This window comes from Nitrobacter sp. NHB1 (genome assembly GCF_036964665.1).
Lineage (GTDB): Bacteria > Pseudomonadota > Alphaproteobacteria > Rhizobiales > Xanthobacteraceae > Nitrobacter.
In genome coordinates this window covers 1,554,635-1,580,988 of record NZ_JBAMDA010000001.1, presented here as the reverse complement: position 1 = coordinate 1,580,988, position 26,354 = coordinate 1,554,635, and the positions used below count along the sequence as shown (strand labels likewise).

Here is a 26,354-nt window from a genome sequence, read left to right as displayed (position 1 = left end):
CCCGCAGCCGAGGAGCAGGCTGATGGGTGACGGCTTCGAATCAACGGGTCCTAGCGCCGACACCGCGCTGATGTTCGATGACGACCCAGCTGATTTCGATCCGGCGTCGTGGGGTAGCGCCGACAGCGATCGCTTGGCGGTGGTGTGGCCTCGCTCGGACGCGCTTCGCAAGCTATTGACTGACCGCAATCCGCCGGATCAGGACGACCAGTTCGCACTTAAAGCCTGGCTTGTCATGCAGCTGCCGACGCTCTTTCTGTATTGGCAGATGAACGTCTTCCAGACCGCATTGAAGCAACACACGGCGCCCAGCAAGACGATCAGCCTCTATATTTTGCTCTTCCCTGGAGAGGCGCGGGACAATACCGGCGTCAAGGATCTCAATGACAACGTCATCGGTCAGTGGTGGAACGCGCAGTATCAGCAGAAACGCTATGAAGCGATCAACAACCTTTTCACCGTTCAAGACGGTTTCTCCGTCGCGGCCCAGACTTACAAGACCGCCTTCATCATCACTTACGAGAAGTCACGCAAAGATTTCATCAAGAAGCTGGCTTTGCTTGACGAAGCTCTTAGGCTTGCGCTGCTCGATATCCTCAAGCAAGCCGCGGCTGATGACTCCACGACGGATAAGCAGAAGACGGAGATCAAGAAGCTCACCAAGAAGTTGGGTAAGAAGGGCTATCGGTTTGACATTTTCTTTGGTCTTCGGACGTTACCTCCTCAGGATGGTTCGACGCTCGCCAACGTCTATCTGCTGGTAACGGAAGCGATGAAGGGCGCAGCGCTGGCGCGCTATGCAGCCAAGGGCAATACCATCCCGAGCCGGGCGGTCCAACAGGTGGCGGCCCAGGCGGGGGTCAGTCTCGATTCCAAGAAGGATGATCGGCGCGGTAAGGCGTATGATTGGAAGGTCTATATCCGCGCATCCAACCTCGCTGAGAAGATCAAGCAGATGGTGCTGAAGGGCACGCTTCCTGGCGTCACGGTGGAGATGAACTCCATCTACGTGAACACGGTCTGGACCTTCGCCTTCATGGAGTACAAGAATCTCTATTGGGGCAACCCCGACGTCATCCGCGACGCGCGCAAAAAGAAGTTGGAGAGAGCTCCATCCCCGAACGTGACTTCTTCCTTTCCTCTGCAGAGGGACATCATGGAGCTCTGGCTCGTTGTCCTGAACATGATTGATTTCGTGAAGTCGTTCGAGTCAGCGGAATTCGACAACAAGCTGAAAACTTATCACGACAAGGCGCTCAAAGGCTTCCTGGAGCTGGGTAAGCCTGGGACCACCGTCGATTGGGATAATCTTCAGTATGTACTGACGCACGACGTGCGCCAGGCAGATCCGATCGCAGTGATCGGCACTTCCTGCGAATACCAGTTCTACGCCAAGGTGTCCGACTACGAGCAGCGAATCTTTTTCAGCATGGACATCCGCGACATGGGCGTTGAGCTGATGATGATCTATGAAAATTCCAACCGCGAGGTCGGCTATCACCGTTACAGTGACCAAGACCTCATGCAGGAGACCTTCCGGTCCACCGACCCGATCGATGTGCGCCGCAGGCTAACCTATGATATCGTCGTGGCCACCTTCAAGAAACACTACGATCAACTTGCCAAGAGCCCCGCGAGTGGATTCAAGGTGGCGCGGGAGGTTTTTGGCGCCGAGGCCGACGGTAAGTTGGGCACGTTTGACGAAAGTGTCCAGTTCATGCTTGGAGGCGACGAGATCTATGTGGCGACCCATCCGCTCTTCGCGAGCGTCGCGCCAGCCATAGTCAGCGACCTGGACAAGGCGGCCTTCGAGACCAACCGGCCGATCGACCTCAGGACCTCCGTCGCGTTCTCTCGAGCGCCGAAGACCGCTTCTGCAGAGCAACGGGAAGCGACCCAGAAATCCCATCAGGAGGCACTGAAGCACACCGAGCTGGCGCCCGGAACTCTGAAGTCGTTGGAGCGCACCAACCGCCGTATCGAGCGGCTCATAGACATGATCGAGGCCAACCCGAAAAAGAAGGCCCGCGGGCCTGGCTATCTACAGGAGCTTTCAAAGCTATCGCTCCGGACGCTGTTCGCGCGCTGGAAGCCGAACTGGACGAAGACTTTGAGCAAGAAAGACACTGCCAGGATCTACGCTGCCCTGCAGGCCGGCGACGCGGCAACAATAGATGAATATGTGGAGCTGGTCGATTTCAACGGCAAGGTTGTCGACCGCAAGAAGGTCGAACAGGACGCGAAAACCTTGGAGGACAAGGTCCGCAGGGATGTAGGGACCGACAACGTGCAAGTGCACGCGCCGCCTATCGTCGCCATCCCCAAATGGGTGCAGGCGCTGATCGACAAGTTGTTGCCCAAGGATAAGGATCCCGGCAAGAAGAAACCATGATCCCGAGAATCTTAAGTGAGGATAAGCCTCGATCAGCAATTGGCACCATGCCTCGCAACACAACAAACCCGATACTTTCAATGAGCGATTTTCCCATGCTGTGCAGCAAAATCTGGAGCAGGCGAATATCGAGTACGTTTCCTTGGTAGGCATCAAGGGTATCTTGGATGCGTGTCAGCCTGTTGAAGTGATCGCAATTGCAGCCGGCGTCCGGCAGCGCGGCGGCCGACCAATGCGATCGGCATAGCCATTATGCGCGCTCAATCAAGAAAATCGGAAACGATGGTGTCGATTTTGATGCGTCTGCGTTCTGCGAGGATTGTCTCAGCTCTGCCGAAGTAGACGTCGGCTGGTGTTACGTTTTCGATGCTCTCATGATAGCGGACGTGATTGTAGTGCTCGACGAAGGCTCCGATCTGCCGCTCGAGATCGTCGGGTAAATAGTAGTTTTCCAGCAGAATGCATGTGGGTTTAGCTATCCCAGTGGGTAATCTTGCGCCCCTCGTCGTCCTTGAAGTTGCCGCACAGGATGACGATCCAGTCGATAAACACCCACGGCGACGATATGAGCATACCGAAGAGGGTGCAGGTGAGGATCAGTTGCGCGGCGGCCGTGCCGTTCTTGCCGGCGTAGAAGCGGTGCGCGCCGAACATGCCCAAGAAGAACGCGAGTAAGAAGGCTACTAAACGGGACTTGCGGCTAACGGGTCGGCCGTAGACGCCAAACGCGTCCGTGCCGGCGCCTGTCTGTGAATAGTCCATAAATAATGGTGATTACTAATAAGGCCCTGAGGCCAAGCGCAAGTATAGCACACGACCGCTCGTCGCGCACGGCGGGTGGGGATAAGCGCCCAAGCCTTCGTCGCTGATCACGCGTGCGTGAGCGCGCATTAGGACGTCACGGCCGTCAGGTTGTTGTTCCTAAATGGAGCGCAGCATGATAGTCCGAAGGACTAATCCTAGGAGGCGAACACATATGAGTAACGTCAATGCCGGCTGGGCTATCGGAGCTGTCATCATCGTGCTGCTGGTCGGTCTCTCCTACTTCTACAACGGAAACGGCACGCATCTGAAGTTAGGTAATCCGGCGAACGCCGTAACCCAGCAAAAATGAGCCAAACGAAAGCCGCCGGCCCCATTGCGGGCGCTGACGGCTTCCTCGGAACGTAGCTCTACGTTCTACGGCAGAATATCGCTCTTTCCTGGCTTGGCGTATTTGATACTGCCGTCGCTATTCTTCATCTTCTCGTCCAGCTCTTTCCCTTTTTCATCGGTCAGCTCTTGCATGGTCTTGCCGAGGGTCTCCTTCGGGTTTTCCTTCGGCTGGCCTCCCGGCGGGAAGTTTGTGCTGCTGTCCTTGCCCATGTGCGTCTCCTTTGCGCTAGACATACGAGATAACCGGCGCGCTTCAGATGCGTTCCGAGGGAACTGCGGTTCCACTTCTGCGCATCAGCGTTCCGGCATCGGACCGGAGCGCCTCCATGCATGAGCGGCAGATATGATGCCGCCAATTGAAGGGCATGAGCTTGACGCACTCGGAGCATTTTCGCCTGAGAGGAGCGTGCGCGGGCGTGCTGGCCATCTGCTTCAATTTAAAATTGATGAAGTGATCGGCAACTTGGAAATCAGTTGAGACAGTCAAATGGCAAAACGGAGACTGTTTCGCCTAGGCTGTTGAGAACGGTGACGCATACCCCTTTGCCAGTCAGGTCGGGCATGGCCTCGAGCATATTGCGGGCCAAGAGGCTTCCGTAGCTAAGGGCATCTTCAAGGCTTTCCAACGCGGCCTCAATGGGTTTCGATTTGTGATCGGTCAGGTCTGTGATGATGTAACTGAAAATCTGCATGATGGCCGAATGTCCTGCCCTAGGTGGTCGTTCCTGCTCTGCGAGAGTCAACTAGTTTACATAGGCGTGCGCACAATAGAGAAACCCCGCCGTAGCGGGGCTTTGTGCTTACTGTCGCGGGTTCAGCTGTTGCTTTTATTTTTCGGTCCGTTGTTTAGACTATCACGCGGTTTTCGGCTAGCCCGAATCGCGTCCGCCTCCTTATGGAGCACCGGCATATCCCTTGCGAGGTCGCCTTTAGCCCGCGAGCTTTCGATATCCGAGAACGTGCTGTCGAACTGGAGGATGAGGTTTTCAAGCCGCTTGACGTACGCGCGGTTGATGCGGGTCATGCGGCTCCTGCGTGGCTTCTGAGAACGCGCGAAGAGACGCCATACTGGCAGCCGATAGTATCGCTCGGCTGTCCTGCTTGATTACCTTGAGTGTTCGTCGTCAGACAATTTGAGACTGATCAGGCATTTTGGGAAGGGAGGCTCTGGCTCATCAGGGGTTAGAGTTTAAGCGGCCCGCAGCTGGTGCTGCAAGCGTCGGTTTGCGATGGTGGCAAGTTTGATGCGCCTGCGTTCTGCGAGGATCGTCTCGGCTCTTCCAAAATAGACGTCGGCCGGTGTGACGTTTTCGATGCTCTCATGATAGCGGACGTGATTGTAGTGCTCGACGAAGGCGCCGATCTGCCGTTCGAGATCTCCGGGCAGATAGTAGTTGTCGAGCAGAATGCGGTTCTTCAGGGTCTGGTGCCAGCGCTCGATCTTTCCCTGGGTTTGCGGGTGATACGGCGCCCCGCGGACGTGCTGCAACCCTTGCCTTCGAGCCAGTCGACCAGATCGCCTGCAACATAAGAAGCGCCGTTGTCGCTGAGAAGCTTCGGCCGGTGCGCAACGGTGATGTGATCAAGGCCCGATGCCGCCAGCGCCTGGTCAAGCGTGGCCGTGACGTCGGAAGCGCACATGGTGGGACCAAGCCTCCAGGCTGCTTTCGCCGCGCCTCATCCTGGGCGCCGCCGCGCATGCGGTCGAGGAACTGGTTGAAACCGTCCTCGCCGAAAATTTCGGCCATGCCCTTCAGGTCAGCCAGCTTCTCCGACGTCATTAAGGGATGGCTGCCTTGAGGCCCCCCTCGATGAGCGCGTGCTCGTAAGCCAGGAAAGCATCGGCTTGCGGTGATTTTCGGGCGGCCTCACCCGTGAGGGTCTGCGCCTCGGCTGTGGTCGCAACAAGAAGGGCTAATGTAGCCGTGGCAAGAAACGGGAGCCGCATTTAAAATCCATTCCCATCAGACAGGCCGTCCCAGGTGGTTCTCGAAGGGTTTTCTGACGGCGGCAATGTCTTGAGCGTTTTTCGACAATGCAAAGACTATTGTGCTCAATGTCATCGTGGACCACTATCATCCGATAGTGGCCGCCCGGTTTGAGAGGGCGGCGCGCGAGGAGATGCCCTATGGGCAATGCCGTCTCCAGGATCGGACGCCTTGTCATGCAGGGGGTACTGGACGCGGCAGCCTGGGACGAGGGGCTTGCGGCGATCGTCGACACGGTGCGCGCCGATCATCTCGTCGCTATTCTCCCCCAAGATCAAGATATGGACGACCCTTATCCGCGCGTCACGCCGCTCGCCTGGGGCAGTGGCGTCGCCGAAGAAAGCATAAAAGCGCTGGCCGCCTATCCGGCCGATGTGGCGGTGCTTTCGCGCCTGCTGCCCAAGGGCAGGATGGTTGCGCAGGATGAGGCGGTGCCGTTGGCGGTCCTGTGTCGGCTGGCGGTGTTCGAGGGTGCGATCAGACCAATGGGCGGGCATCACGCGGCGGTCGCATGCACGACATCCGGCGGCTTTGTCGCCGCCTGCCGAAGCCGGTCAGGGCGGCCGTTCTCGGACGCCGAGAAAGCGGTGTTGACGCACCTCCTGCCGGCGCTCACTTCGGCTTTGAGCCTGAAGCGGCACATACGCTTGCTTGAGGATAGGGTCACGACACTAGAGGCCACGCTCGACGAGCTATCGACGGCCGTGATTTTCCTCGACGCGCACCGGCAGGTTCTTCACGCTAACCAGGCGGGGGAGCAGGTTCTCGCTCATTCCGGAAAACTGCTGACGCAGCCTGCGATACTTTGGGGCGCCGGCGACATCGAAAACCAGCGACTGGCCAGGATCATCGACGAGAGTTCGGGCGCGATCACGCTTATCCGTCGCAAGACGTCACGGCCATTGGCGGTCCGCGCCGTACGGATGCCCGCCATGGGAGATCGGGCAATCTCGACCTTCGGGGCGACGGCGACGATTTTGTTCATGGACGATCCCGACAGGCCAGTTCCGGCCGGCATATCCGGATTGTGCCGCGCCTTCGGGCTGACGCCACGCGAGACCGACATCATCGTGCTGCTGGTGGCAGGAGAAGATCCGGCGGAAATCGCGGCCAAACTGGGAATTTCTCTTGGCAACGTCCGCGGCCACCTGAACCGCATCTTCAGCAAGACCGCTACGGGCTCGCAGGCCCAGCTTGTCGCGCTGTGCCTTTCGGCCGTACATTGAAGCGAGGTCACAGGTTCCAGAACCTGAATTGGCGTAAGCAGCGGCGGCTACAGTTCAGAGAGTATTTCTCGCTTCCGGGTCTCGTAGTCCTCCCGTGTAATCGCGCCGACGTCCCTCAATCGGGCAAGTTCACGGAGACGATCCTCAATCGTGTCGGCGGCGGGAGCCGGCTGCCGAACGGTCTCGATTCGAACTCCCTTTATGTGGCGTGCCCAAGCGGATGTTATGGTCTCGGATGAGGCGATCCCACCCAGCTTGTCCTCGACGTAGGAGCCAGCCCTTCGTGCGCCCCGTGACAGCAAGTACCGGAACGGCAACATGAGCAGTGGCCACAGGGCGAACAGTGCGACGGCGTAGATAAGGCTGGAAAAGAACAGGCCTCTTGCGGTCATCGGTTGCCGCGATCCGTCATCGCTGATGCAAAAGAGTTCGCGAGTGACGCCATATTGCCCCGGCTTATAGGAGTATGGGGACGACGCCGTTTCCAACTTGCCGCTACAGATCAACGGCGCGGCGATATGAGTGAGCGCCGGAAAGACAGCGCCGCCTGCCACCCCGATCATGGTGCCCAGGAACAGGCTGGCGCCGAGCCGTGCCGCCAGTGAAAACGCACGAAGCGCGCGGAGCCACGGCGCAGTTCCGAGGATGTTTCGGTCAGAACTTGGCTCTATGTTATCGATCATTGGCCAAGCCAGCTATCGAAGCGCTAAAGCAGTTGCCCGGCTAATCATTCACGCTGACGTCCGTGAACAGAAATCCCGCCTTGGTCCTGGTGAAGGTGAAGATATTCTCGTAGCAGGAGATATGGTAGTTGTCGTTCTTCTCCTCATCGCGATCATAGACGGCTTTCTTGCGCTGGATGCAGGCGCGATTATTCTTGGTGAAGAACTCTGGATAGGCCTTCGCACGAAATTGCGCGGCATCGGAGTAAGTCTTGTCCTCCATGAAAGGCAGCTTGGTCATGCCGGCGACGGCGGCTGAATCGTCGGCTTTCAGAGCCGCTCGAAACTTTGCGATGAATCTTTCAAACTCCGTCTGCATGGCGTGCGGCACGGCGGCTTTCTTCGATGCCTGAGCGACAGTGGCCGCCGGGCTCAATAAAATGGCAACGAGAATAATTCGGACCAGGCTGTTCATTGTCGGTTTTCCTACGGTATGGGGCTTGGCCCGCTCCGGGCCGGCACGAGACTCTCACTCGTAATTTTGCTTGTCGCCTTTCTCATCTTCTGTCGAGCGAACACAGATCAATGGCGTAAGCTTCTGAAATTCGGCGGCAGTTCCATTCGACATCTCGTACTCGGCGGTTATCAGCGTATCGCTCTCAGCGGGGAGCGTTTGCGTCGTGTTGAGGCTGATCGAATGCCCGTCTGCCAGCATGGTCAATTGAAACCATTTGACCGTTTGTTTCAGGTTGTTGTGCAGTGTCAGGTTGACCTTCAGCCAGCGCCCCTCGCGCTTGCCGAACTCCCACTTCACGAACTTGAAAACATCAGGCGAACCCTTGTTATAACCGAAGTAGACGCAATCGCCGGACGCCAAGGCCGGCGATGTTGTCAAGGATGCAAGAATCAAAGCCGATGCCAATGCCACGGGCATATTCATGCGATTTCTCCTCGTCAGAGACGAAGTCATTTTCTGGGCGTCCCGACATGAAGGACACGCAAAGGCTGCGCCCCCGGCTTGCCAGGGGACTTCAGGGTTATCGTGAAGGTGAAGCCGTTCTCCGATCCCGCTATTACTAACGCGGTTACGACTTCCACCCGACCCTTGCCGCTCAATCGCTCCTTGAGAATGAGTGGCTCGTACAGATCGACCTCGTCGATATTTTGCCGACGAGACAGGTGTTCCTTGCCGATATGCCGCGCCAGCGCTAGCACGTCGTCCCGGCCCGTCAGCTCACCGCGGCCATTGAGGTGGAAGGCTTCGGACGCGAGCGTTTCCCATTTATCGTTGGACCAGACGAGAAGCAGTTTTTCATCGGCCGACCAGATCGCGCTGATTTCCCGGTGATTGTATCGTGCGTGATCGCCGAAATGCTTGCTCTGTGTTGTCACAATGACAGCGCCGTCACGCAGACGAACAACAACATTTTCCGGCTCGCCGCCCGGAAGCACCAGCGATCCGTCCTCGGGGTTGCGTTCAAATTCCTTGGCTGCCACGGCGGGCACGATCCATCCGATGGCGTAGCGCGCCGATGGTGAGGTTGTTTCGGCGATCACCCGGATCGTTCGGCCTTCGCCGCGGCAGACGATGGTTTTGTTCTCCGGCGTGCATGAGCCTGCCGCAACGGCGCTTGGAGCACCAATGCCGAGGAGCAGTCCCAGGCCGAGAAGCATTCGGTTGCGGCCAATGGTGGACCACGCACTCATTGTTCTGCGATACCTCGCGCGATTTCCTCCGCTGCGGGCGTTTTCACTCCGTCGATAACGGGCTTATCCTTGTTGCAAGCAAAGTTCGGCGCAGCATCGGCAAGCGCATGCGCCAGCTCGTTAGCGTTTCTGTTTGCTCCGATATCGACAGCGCCCATCAGGCAAGCGGAGTCATGCGCGACGCGGATGACGGCGAGCACCTGATCGCCGACCTCTGGCCCGCCATTCCTAGCGAACTTCATTCGCACGATTGCAGCATGGGGAACAAAGTCTTTCGGTCCTTTCGCGCCGCGCCAGTCGATCACGAAATCCGCGCTCCAAGCTTCGACTACCCAAATCGGTTTTCCGGGTCGACCGCCCTTCGGCCATACGAAACCAATCCGCAGTCGTGTTTCAAACGCGTTGACCAACACTTTTGCTCCCCCCAGCCCGGGGCAGGTCTTGAGCTGATCGTCCTCCTCGCCCGGTTCGTGGCCGATCGGCGCAAACTTGCAATCTTTGTTAGCGATGGAGGTAAAGCGGTTTTGCGCTGCGCTGGCCGAATCGGCCGAAGCAGCGGTGATGACCATCGTCGAAAAGAGAATCGCAGCCGCTATCCGCATTGCACCTCTGATTCCTCCTTGCCGAGGCGAACTGTTTACTCCACCGATCGGCGCGGCCACGCTGATGATCCTCATCGAACAAACCACTGAGCGAACCATGATATTCCGAGGAAGAACACAGCGCCGATGCAGATCAATGGAGTGGCCAGATTTCTGTAGAATCTCGCTCTGGGATCTGCGCCCGGTTTCGTGCCGATGACGCCGTAAGCCAGAATGGCGAGACCGGAGGCGCCAAGCAGGAGGCAAACCGAACCGCCGATTGCCCACATTCCGCGTAAATGGAGAGACCCCCAATGTTTGACTGGAGTTCTCCAATGGTAGGGCATGACCAGATCATCGGCGATGAGGCCATGTATCGCGTAGGCGGCAATCGCGATTGTGACGACAAACACGATCAATTTGCGTATTTCAGTTGGCAGAGGCCGCATACAGCTTGTCCCATTGCTCGGCATGACCGCTGGCGCGCGCCGCGTCGCCCCATTCCAGCTTCGTGCATTTGCGAAGGGTCTGGCAGTTGCCGGAGTCGCTGGCCATGCACATTGTGCCCTTGCCGTTGGCCAGCTTGAACGTCGCCTTGTCCAAAGGATCGGCCGCCAGCGAATGCGGCGCGCCTTCGAACACATCGCATGACATGTCGGCCTTGCAGCGCATGAACTGGCGGGGTTCAAGCAGTTCGTCTTCGCCGCCGGCAAGATACTCGACGAGCCCGTCCGGGTGGATGATGTAGGGACTGGTCGAGCAGATGAGATGCATGACATCCGGAGTGGCGTCGACGTCATCGGACGGCCCAAAGGCCCACATGCCGGCCACGGTGCCCGCAAGTCGGACATCAGCCTGCGACTGTCGCACGGTATAGAGGACACCCAACGCGCCGTGCGGTCTCGCCACGACCGTTGCATCATCGGTGAAGCCGACGCCGTAGCCTTCGGACAGACCGTTCAGCTTGACGATCTGCTTGCCGCTGCCGGCGTTCCAGATACGCACATACTGGTCCGACGAGCCGGTGGCGATGCGAGCGCCGTCCGGGCTGAAACCCGCCGACAGCACCTTTTCGACGCCGTCTTCCTTCAGGGTAGCGATCTCCGCGCCGCTGGCAGCATTGAAGACACGCGCAACGCCGTCGTCCGCGCCGGTCACGATGCGCTTGCCCTCATGGTCGAACGCCGCCGATTCAACGTCGGCATGGTGCCGCAACGTCGCGATCGCGCGCCCGCTCGCGGCATCCCAGACCCGCACGGTCTGATCCCGTCCTATCGTCAGGATGTGCGTTCCATCCGGACTGAAGCTGACCTTGTCGATGGCCTTCTCATGCCCTTCCAGCCTGGCGATCTTCTTGCCAGTGGCGGCGTCCCACATAACCACGGTCTTGTCTTCCGCGGCGGTGGCGATACGTCTGCCATCGGGACTGAAGCTGGCATCGGTCAACGGAGCGGAATGCCCATCCAGGATGGCGACTTCACGCGAACCTTCGATCTGCCAGACCGCCGCCGTGTCATCTTGCCTGAGCACGACGATGGACTTGCCGTCCGGGCTGAACGGCTCGCGGGGAAGGCCAATGATGAGCGTCTGCGCGTTCACGGGGATCGCCGCGAATTCCTTCGAATAATCGGCGGTGCTCCAGAAGCGCAGCGCCTCCTCGGTCCCCACCATTAGCATCGAGCCGTCCGGGCTCCAGACCACGGAGGACGCCTTGCCCTTCAATTTGGCCACCTGCTTGCCATCCGACGTGTCGAAGATGACCGTGCCGTCGTCGGTGGCAAGCGCGACGTGGTGGCCGGCAGGACTGAAGCGAACCGCGTAGACGGACTGATCCACACTGAACACGCGCGATGCGTAGAAGTCGGCGGCGAATGCTCCGCTCATCATGGAGATCGTGACCAGCCAGAACCCCAACAGGATCGGTATTCGTTTCAGGAACGTCGCCAAACCAACCTCCCGTCGCACGCAACTGCCCATATGGGGGCGATCAAGGCGTCAGCCCCTGGAAAGGGCACGCTAGCGGGCGCGATCGGCGCCCGACACTATCATTCGATAGTGGCGCGGGGCGGCGCAAGACCACGGTTATGGTCAAAATCGACGGCTGCGAAGGCATCGGACCATGCCAAATAGGCGGTGGGTATCGATCGCTACGATCGCAGGCATCGATCCTCGTCAAGGCATCGGATGATTGCCCTCCCGCAGGGATTTGGATGTCATTTCCGACGAGCCATCCAATGACTGGCGGAGTGCCAGAGCAACCGTCATGAGTACGATGAGGCTTTGTCCGTCCAGATGGATTCTGCCGGCACTTTGCCCGGGTCCGGATCTCTGTTTCATGTTCGCTCCCTGCGGCTACGATGAACCAGAAATTCGCCCTCCGTGAAGTCCCTCAATTTGTCTCGTGGGCACTGATGACAGACAGACCAAAGCAGCCATCATACATAGCATCGGTCGCCAGCCTTATCGCATCGTCGCCTCCGCGCGTCCTTGCGTGAGCAGTAGAGCGCACAACTTCCGGACTTGCAGCGGGAGTGCCGGTCTTCCCGATTCCGAGTTGCCTGCGCTGCTCGGACCGTGTGCGAAGGCGACCGACCGAGCCCCGCGAGCAACTGATTTTCATCAACTTTGGATTCGCTTAAACTAGAATTTTCCGTTTATCACAACTCTTGCTAGAAAATATTATCCGTGCGAAATATTTGCGCGGCGCGTTCAGCGATATCCGTCTCGTGCCGCAGTGCGTTGACAATACGCCAGTCATACCAGCCATAAACGCGTGCCTCAGGAGCAAATATGCGAACCCTTATTCTGGCCTTTGTCCTCCTGAATTTTTCAGTTGTCGCACCATCTCTGGCGGATGAGTCTGGTCCCGTTTTCGTCGATCAGGGCCCAGCTTGGGATGCGTCCAGTCGCACCGATTTCTACACACGCGATCAAGGCTCGCAACTCATCCCTTTTGCGTGGCTCGAAGCGTTAAAGCGAGCTGATGGCACTCCCTTTCTTTCCGACGGTTTGGCGCGATACGGATATTTGCCCGGCCCTGAAGGTTCGATCGGGCTTCCATTAGGATTTCACGCAACTGGCCCGACCGGTGCGAAGGTCGTTGGGATGACCTGCTCCGCCTGTCACACCCGCCAGATCAAGGTCGGGGATCGGCAATATCGTATCGATGGAGGACCGGCCCTCGTCGATTTCCAAGCGTTTCTGGGTGACCTCGATAAGGCGGTGGCGCGCGCAACGTCCGACGATGCTGCGTTTCAGGCATTTGCGGCGTCTGTTCTCCAGACCGCTAAGCCTAACAGTGATAAAGTCGCCGCGCTACGGAGCGACGTTGACGCATGGTACGTTCGCTATCACACCATTATCGATCGATCGCTTCCCAATCCCGGATGGGGACTGGGCCGCCTCGATGCAGTTGGCATGATCTTCAATCGCGTGACCGGGTTGGGCATCGGCCCAGAGCCGTCATTTCTGATTCCGGAGAACATTCACAGAGCCGATGCACCGGTACGTTATCCTTTTCTCTGGAATGCGCCCAAGCAGGACAAGACACAGTGGCCGGGCTTCGCGGACAACGGGAGCGATATCCTCGGGTTGGCCCGGAATGTCGGCGAAGTGATGGGCGTGTTCGGTAACTATCAGCCCACGCGCGATGGCCTGTTTATCGACTTCTTGAACAATAATTCAGCGAATTTCGACGGGCTGCAAAAGCTCGAAGAGTTAACGAAGAAGATTGGGCCGCCGAAATGGCCGTGGTCCGTCGATACCGCATTGGCGGCCAAGGGCAAGGCGATCTTTGAACGGCCGACTGCCAGCGGCGGATGTCAGGAATGCCATGGTGAGAAAGCCGGAAAAGTCCGTTTTCCATTTCAGAAGACTTGGGCAACGCCAATTCAGAATGTGGGGACGGACACACGTGAATACGATATCCTGGGATGGACCGCTAAATCGGGTGTCCTGAAAGGTGCTTACATTCCGTTCGCGACGAAGCCTTTGAAGGAAACAGACCTCGCGTTCAATATCTTATCGACCTCGGTGATAGGCACGATCGGAGAGCATGTCGTGAGCTTCGCGACCAGTTCGTCACACCGGACGTTTGGCAAAGCCATCGAACCCGGTGCGGCGGCGAGCACTTCGGAGCCCGTCGATGCCAATCGACTCCCCTCCGTTTTGCAGGACTTGCCGGGCGCATTCAGGTTTCCTAACGCCGCTGCAACTCTCGAAACCCGGCATCGACTTGACATGAATGCTGAAAGCCCGACGCCCCCGAAGGGCGCCTATGAATCCCGGGTTCTCCACGGCATTTGGGCGGCCGCGCCGTACCTGCACAATGGCTCGGTCGCAAGCCTTGCCGAATTGCTTAAGCCTGCAAGCCAGCGGCAGCAGCGTTTTGCGATCGGTCCCGACTATGACCTGGATAACGTCGGTATTGCTTCAAATCAGGCTCAGTCCGATCATGTTCGCGAGACGACCGGTTGTGACGATCTGAACTCTGGCAATAGTCGTTGCGGCCACGAATTTGGGACGAGTCTGCCGGATGCCGACAAGAAAGCTCTTCTCGAGTATTTGAAAACGCTTTGAACAGTTTTGGTCCGCTTAAGAGCATGATCCTGACCCGAAGGCCGCGCCAGCGCAAAGTGGAAACCGGTTTTCGGATAAGGTCATGCTCAATCGAAAGGGTAACGCTAGACTGATTCAGTGCAGTTGAATCGGAATCTGGCGTTCGGCCTGTGCAGGCTTGTAACTATAAAGTTGCTCCGACGAAGCGATGACGGCCAGACGCTGTCACGCGCTCTCAGGCTTTCTGGCCGCCTTGCGGCATGACCGGATCGCGGCCCTACGGCAAGCTCTGTTGAGTGATTACTTTTTCACAGTGGGCGGTGGGTTGAGTGCGCGTTTGACCCATTGGCCGAGAACGTAGAACCCCACAAACATAAGCGTGGCAATTGCAGCGATTGTAAAATCCGAGAACTCGCCTTTGAGTGTCCTGGCGAGTATAGTAATGGCGACGAGCCCAACTCCAAAAACAGCTAGCGAAGCAACTGTGGCAGTTTGTTCTGGGGTCACTTTAGTCTCCGCGTGATAGGTCGTGGACTTTGATTTGTGAAGCACAGCAGCATGTGAGTACTGCCGATTGCGTGGTGTCATACGGTCAGCAACGGTGGGAATGCGCCAATAAGCCGACCGGTTGCTCATGGCTGGGATTAGAACATAAAGACAGCAAATATCGAGCCCGTTCTGGCTTGCAGGTGTCAATATTCCTAAATGAAATCAATCGGGCGCGACCTGCCAGGTTTGCAGATATATCTATCTGATGTTGCTATCGGTCCGGCTCATCGGACCGTGGCTCAAGCCCTTGTGCGCCCACCACGCCTCTCAGGTCTTAAAGCCGCCCTCCAGAATCCGATTATCGGTATCAGTTTGCGGGCGCATTGCAGCGCGTGGTGGCAGATGGCAAACTCGGTACGAGCAGCAATGCTGACCCCGTTTGGTCGTGTGCTTTCAATCCGATCGCGGGAGAGGAAAAACCGGGATGGCGGGCCTGTATTTCGAGCAGTTTTCTGTCGGGCAGTCGTTCGTTCATGAAATCCGGCGAACCGTCACCGACATGGACAATATCCTGTTCTCGTCGCTGACCTGCAATCCGGCCGCCGTGCACATCGATCACGACTATGCCAAATCGACTGAGTTCGGCAAACCGCTGATGAATTCGATTTTTACGTTGGGTCTCATTTTCGGCCTTTCGGTGCAGGACACGACGCTCGGCACCACGGTCGCAAACCTCGGCATGGAGGAAACCAGATTTCCACGTCCGGTGTTCGCCGGCGATACCTTGCGCGCGGAATCGAAAGTGGTCGCCGTTCGCGCCAGCAAGTCGCGTCCGACGCAGGGCATCGTCACGTTTGAGCATCGCGGATTCAACCAGCGCGACGAGGAGGTGGTGTTCTGCCGCCGCAACGCGCTGATGATGCGGAGGCCGGCATGAAGCTGCGTTCGCTTCTGTTCGTCCCGGCCGACAGCGATCGCAAGTTCGCCAGGGCCGACACCTGCGGCGCGGATGCGCTGATCCTCGATCTTGAGGACTCCGTTGCGCCCGGCCGCAAGGCGTTTGCGCGCGATGCGGTGAAGAACCTGCTCGGCGCGGCGACGCGCAACTGGCGGTTTCTGGTGCGGATCAATCCGCTCGGAACGGGGTTGACGCTGGAGGACCTCGTCGCCGTCGTTCGTCCGGGACTGGACGGCATCCTGATTCCGAAGGTCGACGGTATTCGGGACGTCGAGCGGATTTCGCATTATGTCGATGTCCTGGAGGTTGCCGCGGGCGTTCCCGCCGGGCATGTGAAGCTGCTGGTGGTGGCCACCGAGACGCCGGCCGGGATGCTCGGCTTCGCCGGCTATGTCACGCCGAGCCCAACGTCGAGTCCAAACCCGAGTTCAAGACTGGTGGCCATGACATGGGGCGCGGAAGACCTCAGCGCAGCGCTCGGCGCGCTGACGAACAAAGAGCCGAACGGCGACTGGACCTTCCCTTATCAGGTCGCGCGTGCCCAATGCCTTTTCGCCGCCAACGCGGCCGGCGTCCTCGCGCTCGATACTCTGTACGCTGATTACAAGGATCAGGCCGGACTCGCCGAGAGTTGCCGGATTGCGCGCCGCGACGGGTTCGTCGGGCGTATCGCGATACATCCGGATCAGGTTGCCACCATCAACGCCTGCTTCACCCCGTCCGATGCCGATCTGGCTCATGCCCGCCGCGTCGTTGCGGCCTTCGCCAGTCAACCCGACGTCGGCACGGTGGGCATTGACGGCAAGATGTATGACATTCCGCATCTGGTCGCGGCGAAGCGGGCGTTGGCCTCGGTCGGCGAGACCATCATCGACGAATGAGCGACGAATGAACCTCAGAGGTTCGCGGACGCATTCGACCGCCGCCGCGCTGTCCGTCACGGGCTGAGTGCGGGATGGCGCGGCATCAAAGATTGCTGTCGGTGATGGCCGCATAGACCATGGTGCGGAGTTCGCGCCGGACCGGATAGGCGGTCGAGGGTATCACCTGTGTCATGAAGATGGCGATCAGCTCTTCCGCCGGATCGATCCAGAACGACGTCGTCGCAGCGCCGCCCCAGGCATATTCGCCGGGGCTTCCGGCGATCAGCGTCTTTGCAGGGGCCATGGTAATGGAGAAACCGAGGCCGAAGCCGATGCCGTTGTAGGTCGCTTCCGCAAACATCGATCGCGACATGTCCGGAAGATCGCGATTGCCGGGCAGATGATTGGTCGTCATCAGCGCCAGCGTTTTCGGTCCCAGAAGCCTGACACCGCCGAATTCGCCGCCGTTGAGCAGCGCCCGGCAGAAGGTGAGGTAGTCGGCAGCCGTCGAGCACAAACCGCCGCCGCCGGAAATGAATGCGGGCGGCGAGAGGAACGAGCTGGTCGCCGGATCGTCCTGCAACGCCAGGTTGGCCTTTGCGTTCGGCGAATGAAACGACATCATGCCGCCGGCCGTCGCATTGTAGCAGGCCGCGAGGCGATGCGCCTTCTCGGGTGGAACGAAGAAGCCGGTGTCGGCCATTCCCAGCGGATTGAAAATGCGCTCTTTCAGGAATTGCTCGAACGGGATGCCGCTGATCTTTCCGACGAGATAACCGATCACGTCCGTGGACACCGAGTAGTTCCAGGCTTCGCCGGGCGAGAACTCCAGCGGGATACCGGCGAGGTCCGCGATCATCGAACCGAGCGTGCCGGCCGTCTCAAGCGCGCCGATCTGCTTGTCGCGATAGGCGGCGTCGACGTTGCTGCGTTGCTGGAAACCGTAAGTGAGCCCGGACGTATGACGGAGCAGGTCGACGACCTGCATGGGCCGCGCCGGCGGTCTGGTCATGAAGGCGGGAGCGGTGCCCGCCTGGAACACGCCAAGGTTCTTCCATTCGGGAATGTACCTGTGAACCGGCTCGTCGAGCGCAACGAGGCCTTGCTCCACCAGCATCATGAAGGCGACCGACGTAATCGGCTTGGTCATGGAATAGATACGAAAGATGGTGTCGTCCTTCATCGGCACCTGGCGTTCGAGATCGGCAAAACCCTGCACCGCGCTGTGCACGATGTTGCCGCGCCGATAGATCACAAGCTGAGTGCCCGGAAACCTGCCCGCGTCGATGTATCGCCGCTTCAGATGATCGTCGATCCGGTCGAGCGCAGCCCTGGACATGCCTGCAGTTTCGGGAGAGGCGGGAGCAAAGGCTGGCATCTGGCGTCACTCCGGATCATCGAGTAGCCGCACGATATCGTGCGGCACGCCGGTTGAAGCTGGTGCGTCACTTAAATCGCAGATGCGAAGGGGTGACAATCCCGGGCCGGGTTATGCTAAATGCGGTGCGAGCGATAGAGCCTTTCCGCTTCTGATGGAATCAGAAGCGGGGCTCTATGATTTTGATGTGACGCGTTTTCTTCACGCGAACCGGTATCCACTTCGCTCGAAAACGCTATAGAGCGGCAGAAGGACTGGGGCGGAGGTTACATGGCAAGCGATCAGACAATCCTGAGCCGTTCGGTTTGACGAGATGGCAGATCAACCAGTCCTGATCGTCGGCGCGGGCCATGCGGGCTTTCAGCTCGCGGTGTCGCTGCGTCAGGCGGGGTACGGCGGACCCGTCAGCCTCATCAATGACGAGCCGCATCTGCCCTATCAGCGGCCGCCGCTCTCGAAAGCCTATCTGAAAGGTGGTGGTCGCCCGGATTCGGTGATGTTCAGGCCGGAGAAATTCTATCACGACCAGCACGTCGACCTGATCGCGGATCGCGCCGTGGCCATCGATCGCAGCGCCCGCGAGCTGGTCTGTGCCTCCGGCGCGTCCCGGGCTTACAAGCACCTTGTGCTGGCGACCGGCGCACGCAATCGCCTGCTCGATATCCCCAACGCGGGGCTCGATGACGTTCTGTATCTGCGTACGCTCGATGAAAGCGAGGCGCTGCGGCAACGCTTCGTGTCAGGGGGGCGGGTGGTGGTCGTCGGTGCCGGCTTCATCGGGCTCGAATTCGCGGCGACCGCGCGGGCGAAGGGTCTCGAAGTCGATGTGGTGGAACTGGCGCCGCGCGTCATGGCGCGCGCGGTCACGCAGGAGATTTCGGCTTTCTTTCAGCGCCGCCACATCGAGGCGGGGATTCGTCTGCATTTCGGCGTGCAGGCAACGAGCATCACGAGCAACGAGGGCCACGTTACCGGCGTCACCTTGAGCGACGGCAGGCCAATCGCCGCCGATCTTGTGGTGGTCGGCGTCGGCGTCGTGCCCAACGTCGAACTGGCAGCAGAGGCGGATCTGCCGGTGGCCTCCGGCATTATCGTCGATGAGCACCTGCTCACCGCCGACCCGGACATTTCAGCGATCGGTGACTGCGCGCTGTTTGCGAGTGTGCGCTTCGGTGCGCCGCTGCGACTCGAATCCGTGCAGAACGCGACGGATCAGGCTCGCTGCGTGGCGGCGCGATTGACCGGCGATACAAGGAGCTATGACGGCCTGCCGTGGTTCTGGAGCGATCAGGGCGCGGACAAGCTGCAGATCGCGGGTCTGACCACCGGTTACGATCAGGTCGTGGTGCGGGGCGACGCCGGGCAGGGATCGTTCTCGGCGTTCTGTTACAAGGCCGGCCGCCTGATCGGAGTCGAATCCGTCAATCGCGGGTCGGATCACGTCTTCGGCCGTCGCATTCTCGCGGTAAACGGTTCGATCGCGCCGGACCAGGCCGCCGATTCCGCTTTCGATCTGAAGCAGGCGCTCGCCTGAATTCCTGCCGGCAACGCGGACGCTGCCTGGCAGATGGCTAGAGCGTTTTCGAGCGAAGCATGTCCTCGGGTCACGCCCGAGGACATGCTTCGCTCGAAAACGCTCTAGCTGCGGATGTCACGGCTGCATAACTGTATAGTGCCCGTAATCATGAGGCACAACGACGGCCGGGTTCGATGCCGGCGAAGCCCATCCCGCAACAGTCGATCGCCTGAACGCGCGCGAGGTTCCTGAACCGGGATCACGAGAGGAGAGAACGATGACGGTCTATTCCGGCCCGGTCTTCGACATGGCGGTCCAGCAGTTCGGTGTCATCGCCAATCACCTGTCGATCCCTATGGACGAGCGCGAGCGCATCCTGATGCCTAAGCGGGCCATCACGGTTTCCTGCCCGATCCATCGCGACGACGGGTCGATCACGGTTTTCGAGGGCTACCGCGTGCAGCATCACCTGACGATGGGCCCGACCAAGGGCGGCACGCGCTTCGCGCCGAGTGTGGACATCGGCGAGGTGGCCGCGCTCGCCATCTGGATGAGCTGGAAATGCGCGCTGGCCGGATTGCCCTATGGCGGAGCCAAGGGCGGTGTCAGGGTCGATCCCGCATCGATTTCGAAGCGCGAGCTGGAAGGGCTGTCGCGCCGCTACATGCAGGAGATGATTCCGTTCGTCGGGCCGCACACCGACGTGATGGCACCGGACATGGGCACCAACGAGCAGGTGATGGCGTGGTTCATGGATACGTACTCCATGTATCATGGCCGCACCGTCACCGAGATCGTCACCGGCAAGCCGGTGAGTTCAGGCGGTACGCTCGGCCGCCGCGAAGCCACCGGCCGCGGCGTCGCCTATCTCGCCCGTCGTGTGATGAAGGACCTCGATATCGCGCTCAATGGCGCGACCGCGGTCGTTCAGGGCTTTGGCAACGTCGGCTCCCAGGCGGCGCTCGAACTTTACAATTCCGGCATCAAGGTGATCGCGGTGAGCGATCACACCGGCGCGTTCTACGACAAAACGGGGCTGGATATTCCCGGCCTGATGCGCCACGCCGCCGCGCATGGAAATATCGCCGGCTATTCCAACCAGCTTCACTACGATCCCGCCACCATCCTGACGCTGCCGTGTGACGTGCTCGTTCCCGCCGCCGTGGAGCGCGTGATCGACGCTCATATCGCCGAGAACCTGAAATGCCGCGTGCTGGCCGAGGGCGCCAACGGGCCGACGATGCCTGAGGCTGACCTGATCCTGGAGAAGCGCCAGCGCGAGATTTTTCTGATCCCCGACATCCTCTGCAATTCCGGCGGCGTGGTAGTCAGTTATTTCGAATGGGTGCAGGACCTGCAGCAACTGTTCTGGGAAGAAGAGGAGGTGACGCGCCGCGAATACCATATTTTGGATCGAGCGTTCGACCAGATGGTCAGCCGCGCGAAAAAGGACAACATCCCGCATCGCACCGCGGCGATGGCGCTGGGTGTTGAGAAGGTGCGGGCCGCGAAGACCACGCGGGGGCTTTTCCCGTGATCGCCGAACGTCCCGAGACAACCGCGACGGGGCGTTCATTGTCCTCCCTATCGGCGATCGCGATTTATCTCATTCTTTAGTCGAATCGGATTGATGCGGTGCAGCATCTTTCTTGACAGCAGGGAAGTGAGTGCTTACTCACGTCACGATGAGTAACGTGCGGATGACCAGCGATCTGCGCCGGGAGCTGATCCTGAACGCCGCGAAGCAATGCTTCGCGCGCTATGGATTCGCGGGCACGACCACCAAGAGCGTTGCTACCGCGGCCTCGATTTCCGAGGCGTTGCTGTTCAAGCATTTTCCGACCAAGTCGGCGCTCTATGCTGAAATTCTGGCTGAGGCATGTCAGGCGGATCCGGCGCTGCATCGCTTGCTCGATCGCGAGCCTTCGACGGAAACGCTGGTCGTTCTCATCCGCGGTATGGTCGACCACTTCCTGAATGCTTCCGCCTCGCCGGATCAGCATGAGGCGCAACGCCTGCGCCTCATGATCTCAAGCCAGCTCGACGACGGCGAGTTTGCCCGATTGCTGTACGAAAAAATCAGAGACCTGATTGGCCAGGCCTTCACGGCCTCGCTCGAGCGTGCGATCGCCGCCGGGGATGCCGTGCCGGTCGGGCGCGAGCCGCTCAATCTGTTCTGGTTTGCTCATCATACGGTTCTCATGATGGTTCTGACCAAGCTTCCCTCCGTTCCGACCCTTTCCTATGGCGCCGCACCCGGCCTGGAGCGGCAGATTTGTGAATTCATTCTTCGCGGAGTCGGTCTGAACTCAGCGGCAATTGCCTTGCATCTGGACCGGGAACCTGTATTCAACGCCGCCCACGCGCCGGCCGAAGAAAGTGCATGATATGACGGTAACAAGGGATGGCAGTACCGGCGACAAGACCGGTGTTTCGGCGCGTAAGGTGGGCGAGAAGTCTCACGCGCGTCCGGTGCGGACGAGGCGCTGGTTCATCATCATAGGCTTGCTGCTCGCGCTGCTCGTCGCCGGGCTGGTCGGATTTAATGCGTTCCGCGCGCACATGATCGCGCAGTTCTTCGCCAACAACAAGCCGCCGCCGGTGACGGTCAGCGCAGTCGAGGCGAAGTCCGAGGTGCTGCCGAACCTGCAGCGGGCCGTCGGCAGCCTCGCCGCGGTGCATCAGGTCAACGTCACGTCCGACGTCAACGGCCGCATCACCGACATCCTGTTCACCTCCGGCAGCCATGTCACCAAGGGCACGCCGCTGGTGCAACTGTTCGACAAGCCGGATCAGGGCGATCTCGCCAGCTTCAAGGCGCAGGCGACCGTCGCGAGACTCGCGCTGGAGCGGGCGCAACAGCTCAAGGCGCGTCAGGTCGGCCCGCAGGTGACCGTGGATCAGGCGCAGGCTACCTACGACCAGGCCAATGCCGGCATCGCCAAGACCGAGGCGATCATTTCGCAGAAGCTGGTGCGCGCGCCCTTCGACGGCGTGCTCGGCGTACGTCAGGTGGAGGTGGGGCAATTCCTCACCGCCGGCACGCAGATCGTGTCGCTGACCGATCTCTCGACGCTGTACGCCAATTTCACCGTCACTGAAAAGGACAGCGGCCGGCTCAAAGTCGGCCAGACTGTGCGAGTGGCGGTCGATGCTTATCCGGGCAAGCAGTTCGACGGCAAGATCACCACCATCGAGCCGCAGATCTCGACCGACACCCGTAACATCCGCGTCCAGGCGACCATCACCAACCCCGGCGATATCCTGAAACCCGGCATGTTCGCGAATGTGATCGTGGTGCTGCCGGACAAGCCGGCGGTCGTCACGGTGCCGGAAACCGCGGTCGAGTACACGCTGTATGGCGACTCCGTCTATCTCATCAAGGAGAAGAAGGAGGATGACGGCAAGACCAGCTTGACCGCCGAGCGCACCTTCGTGCGAACCGGCGACCGGATCCACGGGCGCGCGGTGATCGAGAAAGGGCTGAAGCCCGGCGACAAGGTCGCCGCGGTCGGCCAACTCAAGTTGCAGTCGGGCGCCGCGGTCGAACTCTCGAAAGATCCGCTGCCGCCGATCCCGGAAAAGCCGCCGCTGAACTGATTCCCGAGCCGGGATCGCCAAGGGGGCGGCCCGCATCGATCGAACGTCTCGCGGCCATGCTCCAACCAGCGGAGCGGCCGTCAACGGAGCGCCTGCAATGGCATTCACGGATACCTTCATCAAGCGGCCGGTGTTGTCGGTCGTCGTCAGCCTGCTGATCCTGCTGATCGGTCTGGCGGCGGCCTACAATCTGCCGATCCGGCAGTATCCGAAGCTGTCCAACACCGTGATTACGGTCACCACGACCTATCCGGGCGCGTCGCCGGAATTGATGCAGGGCTTTATCACCACGCCGATCGAGCAGGCGGTCGCGTCGGCCGAGGGCGTTGACTACATCACCTCGGCATCGACCCAGAGCCAGAGCCAGATCAAGGTCTACGTCAAACTGAACTTCGATCCGAACGCGGCGCTCACCGAGGTGCTGTCGAAGGTCAATTCGGTGAAATACCTGATCCCGAAGGAAGCCAACGACCCGGTGATCCTGAAGTCCACCGGCGAGACCACGGCGGTGATGTATATCGGCTTCTCCAGCGAGGAACTGTCGGGCTCGGCGATCTCCGACTACCTGACGCGCGTGGTGCAGCCGATTCTCTCGACCGTGGACGGCGTGGCCTCGGCCGACATCCTCGGCGGTCAGACCTTCGCGATGCGCGTCTGGCTCGATCCGGTGAAGATGGCCGGACGCAACGTGTCGACCACGGAGGTCGTGGCCGCGATCGCCGCCAACAACTTCCAGGCGGCTGCCGGCCAGACCAAGGGCTACTACACGATCTCCAACGTCTCGGCCAATACCGATCTGCAAAGCGTCGAGCAGTTCAAGCGCATGACGGTGAAGGCCAAGGACGGCGGCTTCGTGCGCATGGAGGATATCGCCGACGTTCAACTTACCGCGCAGAGCACCGATGTGAGCGTCGCCTTCAGCGGCCAGCGGGCGATCTTCATCGGCGTGCAGGCGACCCCGCAGGGCAACCCGCTGAATATCGTCGAGGGTGTGCGGGCGCTATTCCCCGACATCGAGCGGAATCTTCCGCCGTCGCTGAAGATGAAGGTGGCCTACGACTCAACCAAGTTCATCACCTCCTCGATCCACGAGGTGGAGAAGACCCTGACCGAGGCGGTCGCCATCGTCATCGTGGTGATCTTCCTGTTCCTCGCCTCGCTGCGCTCGGTCATCATCCCGGTGGTGACGATCCCGCTGTCGCTGATCGGCGTCTGCGCGCTGATGATGGTGGCCGGGTTCAGCATTAATCTGCTGACGCTGTTGGCGATGGTGCTGGCCATCGGCCTCGTGGTCGATGACGCCATCGTGGTGGTGGAAAACATCCACCGCCATCTCGAGGAGGGGAAGACGCCGGTTCAGGCGTCGTTGCAGGGCGCGCGTGAAATCGTCGGCCCGGTCATCTCGATGACGATCACGCTCGCCGCGGTTTATGCGCCGATCGGTTTCCTCGGCGGCCTCACCGGCGCGCTGTTCCGCGAATTCGCCTTCACGCTGGCGGGGGCGGTCATCGTCTCCGGCGTGATCGCGCTGACCCTGTCGCCGATGATGTGCTCGGTGCTGCTCAAGCACGGCGGGCAGGGCTGGTTCGTCACCAAGGTCGACAAGATCTTCACCTCGGTCACGCACTGGTATGGCCGCAGGTTGGACCGTTCGCTCGACTACCGGCCGATAACGGCGCTGTTCGCGGTGGCAATCCTCGGGCTCGTCGGCTTTCTCTACATGAATACATCAAAGGAGCTGGCGCCGGAGGAGGATCAGGGCATCGTGTTCGCGGTCATCAAGGGACCGAAATACGCCAACATCGACTACATGGATTTTTACGGCGACAAGCTCGACAAGAAGTTTGCGAGCTTTCCCGAGACCGACCTGCGCTTCATGATCAATGGTACCAATGGCATTAATAACGGCATCGCCGGCATGTTGCTGAAGCCGTGGGACGAGCGCACGCGATCCGCGATGACACTCAAGCCGCTGGTGCAGGCCAAGATCAGCAAGGTCGAAGGCGTGAGTGCCTTCGCCTTCAACCGGCCGCCGCTGCCGGGCGGTCCGGGCGGTCTGCCGGTGCAGATGGTGATCTACACCACGGCCGGTTTCCAGGCGGTCTACGAGGAGATGAACAAGCTGAAGGATGCGGCGCGCAAGAGCGGCCTGTTCATCGTCACCGACAGCGATCTCGACTTCAACCAGCCGGTGGTGCGTGTCGCCATCGACCGGACTAAGGCGAACGACCTCGGCGTCAATATGCAGCAGATCGGCTCGACGCTGGCGACGCTGCTCGGCGGCAACTACGTGAACCGCTTCAACCTGCAGGGACGCTCCTATCAGGTGATTCCCCAGGTGCCGCGTGGCCTGCGCCTGTCGCCGGAATCGCTCGACGGCTACTATGTGCCGAGCATTACCGGCCAGCAGATTCCGCTGTCCACTCTGGTGACGATCAAGACCGACTCCGATCCCAACGCGCTGACGCACTACAACCAGCTCAATTCGGCCACCTTCCAGGCCGTGCCGATGCCGGGCGTAACGGTGGGCCGGGCTGTGGAATTCCTCGAACAGCAGGCGAAAAGTCTGCCGAAGGGCTTCAGCCACGATTATCTCGCCGACGCACGACAATACGTAACGGAGGGCAATCAGCTCGCGATCGCTTTCGGCTTCGCGCTCATCATTATCTACCTGGTGCTGGCGGCGCAGTTCGAAAGCCTGCGCGATCCGCTCGTCATCATGATCAGCGTGCCGATGGCGATCTCGGGCGCGCTGGTGCCGCTGTTCTTCGGGCTTGCGACCATCAACATCTATACCCAGGTGGGCCTGCTGACGTTGATCGGCCTCATCAGCAAACACGGCATCCTGATGGTCGAATTCGCCAACGAACTTCAGCTCAACGAGCGCCTCGACAAACGCTCGGCGATCGAGATGGCGGCGCGCGTCAGACTGCGTCCGATTCTGATGACGACCGCGGCGATGGTCACCGGCCTGCTGCCGCTGCTGACGGCATCGGGCGCGGGAGCGGCGAGCCGGTTCTCGATCGGTCTCGTCGTCGTGTCGGGCATGATGATTGGAACGATGTTCACCCTGTTCGTGCTTCCGGCCGTCTACGTGGCGATCGCGACCGATCATCTTGCCGGCGTCGGGTCGGAACGTAACAAGCAGATTGCCGATTTTGACTCGAAGGCGCTGCGGCCGACGTAACCCGTGCGACGGCATATCGACCGACGGGAGGTCGAACCTGCGTCGCGGTATTTGATCGCAGCTTCCGGCGAGCGATACGAAAGCCATCGTTACCC

Annotated in this window: 23 protein-coding genes and 2 pseudogenes; 12 read left to right on the top strand and 13 right to left on the bottom strand. The window is 59.9% G+C overall.

What is annotated here, in order from left to right; genetic code table 11:
- Nucleotides 1–22: 22 nt before the first annotated feature.
- Nucleotides 23–2,392, top strand: coding sequence for a hypothetical protein (locus V4R08_RS07425; RefSeq protein WP_335578759.1), 2,370 nt, complete (start codon nt 23–25; stop codon nt 2,390–2,392).
- Nucleotides 2,393–2,652: 260 nt separating this feature from the next.
- Here the strand turns inward: V4R08_RS07425 and V4R08_RS07420 are convergent.
- Both V4R08_RS07420 and V4R08_RS07415 read right to left on the bottom strand, forming a co-directional pair.
- Nucleotides 2,653–2,853: pseudogene (locus V4R08_RS07420) on the bottom strand (integrase core domain-containing protein); the annotation flags it as partial.
- 10 nt (nt 2,854–2,863) lie between these two features.
- Entirely contained in the window at nt 2,864–3,154 is a 291-nt protein-coding gene (locus V4R08_RS07415; protein WP_335578758.1) for a TM2 domain-containing protein, read from the bottom strand.
- 214 nt (nt 3,155–3,368) lie between these two features.
- On the opposite strand from V4R08_RS07415, the gene V4R08_RS07410 reads away from it, so the two are divergent.
- Entirely contained in the window at nt 3,369–3,506 is a 138-nt protein-coding gene (locus V4R08_RS07410; protein WP_335578757.1) for a hypothetical protein, read from the top strand.
- A gap of 65 nt (nt 3,507–3,571) precedes the next feature.
- Here the strand turns inward: V4R08_RS07410 and V4R08_RS07405 are convergent, their stop codons facing one another.
- Entirely contained in the window at nt 3,572–3,757 is a 186-nt protein-coding gene (locus tag V4R08_RS07405; protein WP_335578756.1) for a hypothetical protein, read from the bottom strand.
- A 133-nt stretch (nt 3,758–3,890) separates the two neighbouring features.
- Between V4R08_RS07405 and V4R08_RS07400 the strand changes: the two genes are divergently transcribed.
- Nucleotides 3,891–4,025, top strand: coding sequence for a hypothetical protein (locus V4R08_RS07400; protein ID WP_335578755.1), 135 nt, complete (start codon nt 3,891–3,893; stop codon nt 4,023–4,025).
- Here the strand turns inward: V4R08_RS07400 and V4R08_RS07395 are convergent.
- The 3 genes and pseudogenes from V4R08_RS07395 to V4R08_RS07385 all read right to left on the bottom strand — a co-directional run.
- Nucleotides 4,018–4,239 (bottom strand): hypothetical protein, encoded by a 222-nt coding sequence (locus V4R08_RS07395; RefSeq protein WP_335578754.1) that lies wholly within the window; start codon nt 4,237–4,239, stop codon nt 4,018–4,020. The genes V4R08_RS07400 and V4R08_RS07395 overlap by 8 nt on opposite strands.
- Before the next feature lie 122 nt (nt 4,240–4,361).
- On the bottom strand, nt 4,362–4,571 hold the full coding sequence (locus V4R08_RS07390; RefSeq protein ID WP_335578753.1) for a hypothetical protein: 210 nt from the start codon (nt 4,569–4,571) through the stop codon (nt 4,362–4,364).
- 165 nt (nt 4,572–4,736) lie between these two features.
- A pseudogene (locus V4R08_RS07385) lies at nt 4,737–5,209 on the bottom strand (integrase core domain-containing protein); the annotation flags it as partial.
- Nucleotides 5,210–5,675: 466 nt separating this feature from the next.
- Here V4R08_RS07385 and V4R08_RS07380 point away from each other — a divergent pair.
- Nucleotides 5,676–6,761: a helix-turn-helix transcriptional regulator gene (locus tag V4R08_RS07380; protein ID WP_335578752.1), complete on the top strand. Its 1,086-nt coding sequence runs from the start codon at nt 5,676–5,678 to the stop codon at nt 6,759–6,761.
- Between the two features lie 47 nt (nt 6,762–6,808).
- On the opposite strand, the gene V4R08_RS07375 is transcribed toward V4R08_RS07380, so the two are convergent.
- From V4R08_RS07375 to V4R08_RS07350, 6 genes are all read right to left on the bottom strand, one after another.
- Nucleotides 6,809–7,444 carry an SHOCT domain-containing protein gene (locus V4R08_RS07375; protein WP_335578751.1) on the bottom strand — a complete coding sequence of 212 codons (636 nt, stop codon included), beginning with the start codon at nt 7,442–7,444 and terminating at the stop codon, nt 6,809–6,811.
- A 40-nt stretch (nt 7,445–7,484) separates the two neighbouring features.
- On the bottom strand, nt 7,485–7,898 hold the full coding sequence (locus tag V4R08_RS07370; protein ID WP_335578750.1) for a hypothetical protein: 414 nt from the start codon (nt 7,896–7,898) through the stop codon (nt 7,485–7,487).
- 54 nt (nt 7,899–7,952) lie between these two features.
- The gene (locus tag V4R08_RS07365; RefSeq protein ID WP_335578749.1) at nt 7,953–8,363 is read right to left on the bottom strand and encodes a hypothetical protein; all 411 of its coding nucleotides are present in this window, start codon (nt 8,361–8,363) and stop codon (nt 7,953–7,955) included.
- 26 nt (nt 8,364–8,389) lie between these two features.
- Complete coding sequence (locus V4R08_RS07360) at nt 8,390–8,980, bottom strand: hypothetical protein (protein WP_335578748.1); 591 nt, start codon at nt 8,978–8,980, stop codon at nt 8,390–8,392.
- Between the two features lie 146 nt (nt 8,981–9,126).
- The gene (locus V4R08_RS07355; protein WP_335578747.1) at nt 9,127–9,807 is read right to left on the bottom strand and encodes a hypothetical protein; all 681 of its coding nucleotides are present in this window, start codon (nt 9,805–9,807) and stop codon (nt 9,127–9,129) included.
- 333 nt (nt 9,808–10,140) lie between these two features.
- On the bottom strand, nt 10,141–11,658 hold the full coding sequence (locus V4R08_RS07350; RefSeq protein WP_335578746.1) for a WD40 repeat domain-containing protein: 1,518 nt from the start codon (nt 11,656–11,658) through the stop codon (nt 10,141–10,143).
- Between the two features lie 843 nt (nt 11,659–12,501).
- On the opposite strand from V4R08_RS07350, the gene V4R08_RS07345 reads away from it, so the two are divergent.
- The 3 genes from V4R08_RS07345 to V4R08_RS07335 all read left to right on the top strand — a co-directional run bounded on the left by V4R08_RS07345 (nt 12,502) and on the right by V4R08_RS07335 (nt 16,596).
- Nucleotides 12,502–14,289, top strand: coding sequence for a di-heme-cytochrome C peroxidase (locus V4R08_RS07345; protein ID WP_335578745.1), 1,788 nt, complete (start codon nt 12,502–12,504; stop codon nt 14,287–14,289).
- 913 nt (nt 14,290–15,202) lie between these two features.
- Complete coding sequence (locus tag V4R08_RS07340) at nt 15,203–15,694, top strand: MaoC family dehydratase (protein WP_335578744.1); 492 nt, start codon at nt 15,203–15,205, stop codon at nt 15,692–15,694.
- Nucleotides 15,691–16,596 carry an HpcH/HpaI aldolase/citrate lyase family protein gene (locus V4R08_RS07335; protein WP_335578743.1) on the top strand — a complete coding sequence of 302 codons (906 nt, stop codon included), beginning with the start codon at nt 15,691–15,693 and terminating at the stop codon, nt 16,594–16,596. The genes V4R08_RS07340 and V4R08_RS07335 overlap by 4 nt, the downstream gene beginning before the upstream one ends.
- Before the next feature lie 85 nt (nt 16,597–16,681).
- Here the strand turns inward: V4R08_RS07335 and V4R08_RS07330 are convergent, their stop codons facing one another.
- A complete protein-coding gene (locus tag V4R08_RS07330; protein ID WP_335578742.1) occupies nt 16,682–17,956 on the bottom strand; it encodes a serine hydrolase domain-containing protein in 1,275 nt (424 codons plus the stop codon).
- A gap of 313 nt (nt 17,957–18,269) precedes the next feature.
- Here V4R08_RS07330 and V4R08_RS07325 point away from each other — a divergent pair, with 313 nt between their 5' ends.
- The 5 genes from V4R08_RS07325 to V4R08_RS07305 all read left to right on the top strand — a co-directional run bounded on the left by V4R08_RS07325 (nt 18,270) and on the right by V4R08_RS07305 (nt 26,259).
- Nucleotides 18,270–19,490: an NAD(P)/FAD-dependent oxidoreductase gene (locus V4R08_RS07325; protein ID WP_335578741.1), complete on the top strand. Its 1,221-nt coding sequence runs from the start codon at nt 18,270–18,272 to the stop codon at nt 19,488–19,490.
- A gap of 259 nt (nt 19,491–19,749) precedes the next feature.
- On the top strand, nt 19,750–21,009 hold the full coding sequence (locus tag V4R08_RS07320; RefSeq protein ID WP_335578740.1) for a Glu/Leu/Phe/Val family dehydrogenase: 1,260 nt from the start codon (nt 19,750–19,752) through the stop codon (nt 21,007–21,009).
- A gap of 148 nt (nt 21,010–21,157) precedes the next feature.
- Nucleotides 21,158–21,859 carry a TetR/AcrR family transcriptional regulator gene (locus V4R08_RS07315; protein WP_335580211.1) on the top strand — a complete coding sequence of 234 codons (702 nt, stop codon included), beginning with the start codon at nt 21,158–21,160 and terminating at the stop codon, nt 21,857–21,859.
- A gap of 1 nt (nt 21,860) precedes the next feature.
- A complete protein-coding gene (locus V4R08_RS07310) occupies nt 21,861–23,072 on the top strand; it encodes an efflux RND transporter periplasmic adaptor subunit (protein WP_335578739.1) in 1,212 nt (403 codons plus the stop codon).
- 97 nt (nt 23,073–23,169) lie between these two features.
- Entirely contained in the window at nt 23,170–26,259 is a 3,090-nt protein-coding gene (locus tag V4R08_RS07305; protein ID WP_335578738.1) for a multidrug efflux RND transporter permease subunit, read from the top strand.
- The last annotated feature ends 95 nt before the right edge of the window (nt 26,260–26,354 follow it).

What these genes read in the sequence shown, in the direction of transcription:
- V4R08_RS07345 (WP_335578745.1), top strand. Translation starts at nt 12,502, where the DNA reads ATGCGAACCCTTATTCTGGCCTTTGTCCTCCTGAATTTTTCAGTTGTC.
- V4R08_RS07400 (WP_335578755.1), top strand. Translation starts at nt 3,891, where the DNA reads ATGATGCCGCCAATTGAAGGGCATGAGCTTGACGCACTCGGAGCATTT.
- V4R08_RS07410 (WP_335578757.1), top strand. Translation starts at nt 3,369, where the DNA reads ATGAGTAACGTCAATGCCGGCTGGGCTATCGGAGCTGTCATCATCGTG.
- V4R08_RS07315 (WP_335580211.1), top strand. Translation starts at nt 21,158, where the DNA reads ATGAGTAACGTGCGGATGACCAGCGATCTGCGCCGGGAGCTGATCCTG.
- V4R08_RS07380 (WP_335578752.1), top strand. Translation starts at nt 5,676, where the DNA reads ATGGGCAATGCCGTCTCCAGGATCGGACGCCTTGTCATGCAGGGGGTA.
- V4R08_RS07335 (WP_335578743.1), top strand. Translation starts at nt 15,691, where the DNA reads ATGAAGCTGCGTTCGCTTCTGTTCGTCCCGGCCGACAGCGATCGCAAG.
- V4R08_RS07395 (WP_335578754.1), bottom strand. Translation starts at nt 4,239, where the DNA reads ATGCAGATTTTCAGTTACATCATCACAGACCTGACCGATCACAAATCG.
- V4R08_RS07405 (WP_335578756.1), bottom strand. Translation starts at nt 3,757, where the DNA reads ATGGGCAAGGACAGCAGCACAAACTTCCCGCCGGGAGGCCAGCCGAAG.
- V4R08_RS07325 (WP_335578741.1), top strand. Translation starts at nt 18,270, where the DNA reads ATGGCAGATCAACCAGTCCTGATCGTCGGCGCGGGCCATGCGGGCTTT.
- V4R08_RS07305 (WP_335578738.1), top strand. Translation starts at nt 23,170, where the DNA reads ATGGCATTCACGGATACCTTCATCAAGCGGCCGGTGTTGTCGGTCGTC.
- V4R08_RS07390 (WP_335578753.1), bottom strand. Translation starts at nt 4,571, where the DNA reads ATGACCCGCATCAACCGCGCGTACGTCAAGCGGCTTGAAAACCTCATC.
- V4R08_RS07425 (WP_335578759.1), top strand. Translation starts at nt 23, where the DNA reads ATGGGTGACGGCTTCGAATCAACGGGTCCTAGCGCCGACACCGCGCTG.
- V4R08_RS07370 (WP_335578750.1), bottom strand. Translation starts at nt 7,898, where the DNA reads ATGAACAGCCTGGTCCGAATTATTCTCGTTGCCATTTTATTGAGCCCG.
- V4R08_RS07310 (WP_335578739.1), top strand. Translation starts at nt 21,861, where the DNA reads ATGACGGTAACAAGGGATGGCAGTACCGGCGACAAGACCGGTGTTTCG.
- V4R08_RS07355 (WP_335578747.1), bottom strand. Translation starts at nt 9,807, where the DNA reads ATGAGGATCATCAGCGTGGCCGCGCCGATCGGTGGAGTAAACAGTTCG.
- V4R08_RS07330 (WP_335578742.1), bottom strand. Translation starts at nt 17,956, where the DNA reads ATGCCAGCCTTTGCTCCCGCCTCTCCCGAAACTGCAGGCATGTCCAGG.
- V4R08_RS07375 (WP_335578751.1), bottom strand. Translation starts at nt 7,444, where the DNA reads ATGATCGATAACATAGAGCCAAGTTCTGACCGAAACATCCTCGGAACT.
- V4R08_RS07320 (WP_335578740.1), top strand. Translation starts at nt 19,750, where the DNA reads ATGACGGTCTATTCCGGCCCGGTCTTCGACATGGCGGTCCAGCAGTTC.
- V4R08_RS07365 (WP_335578749.1), bottom strand. Translation starts at nt 8,363, where the DNA reads ATGAATATGCCCGTGGCATTGGCATCGGCTTTGATTCTTGCATCCTTG.
- V4R08_RS07415 (WP_335578758.1), bottom strand. Translation starts at nt 3,154, where the DNA reads ATGGACTATTCACAGACAGGCGCCGGCACGGACGCGTTTGGCGTCTAC.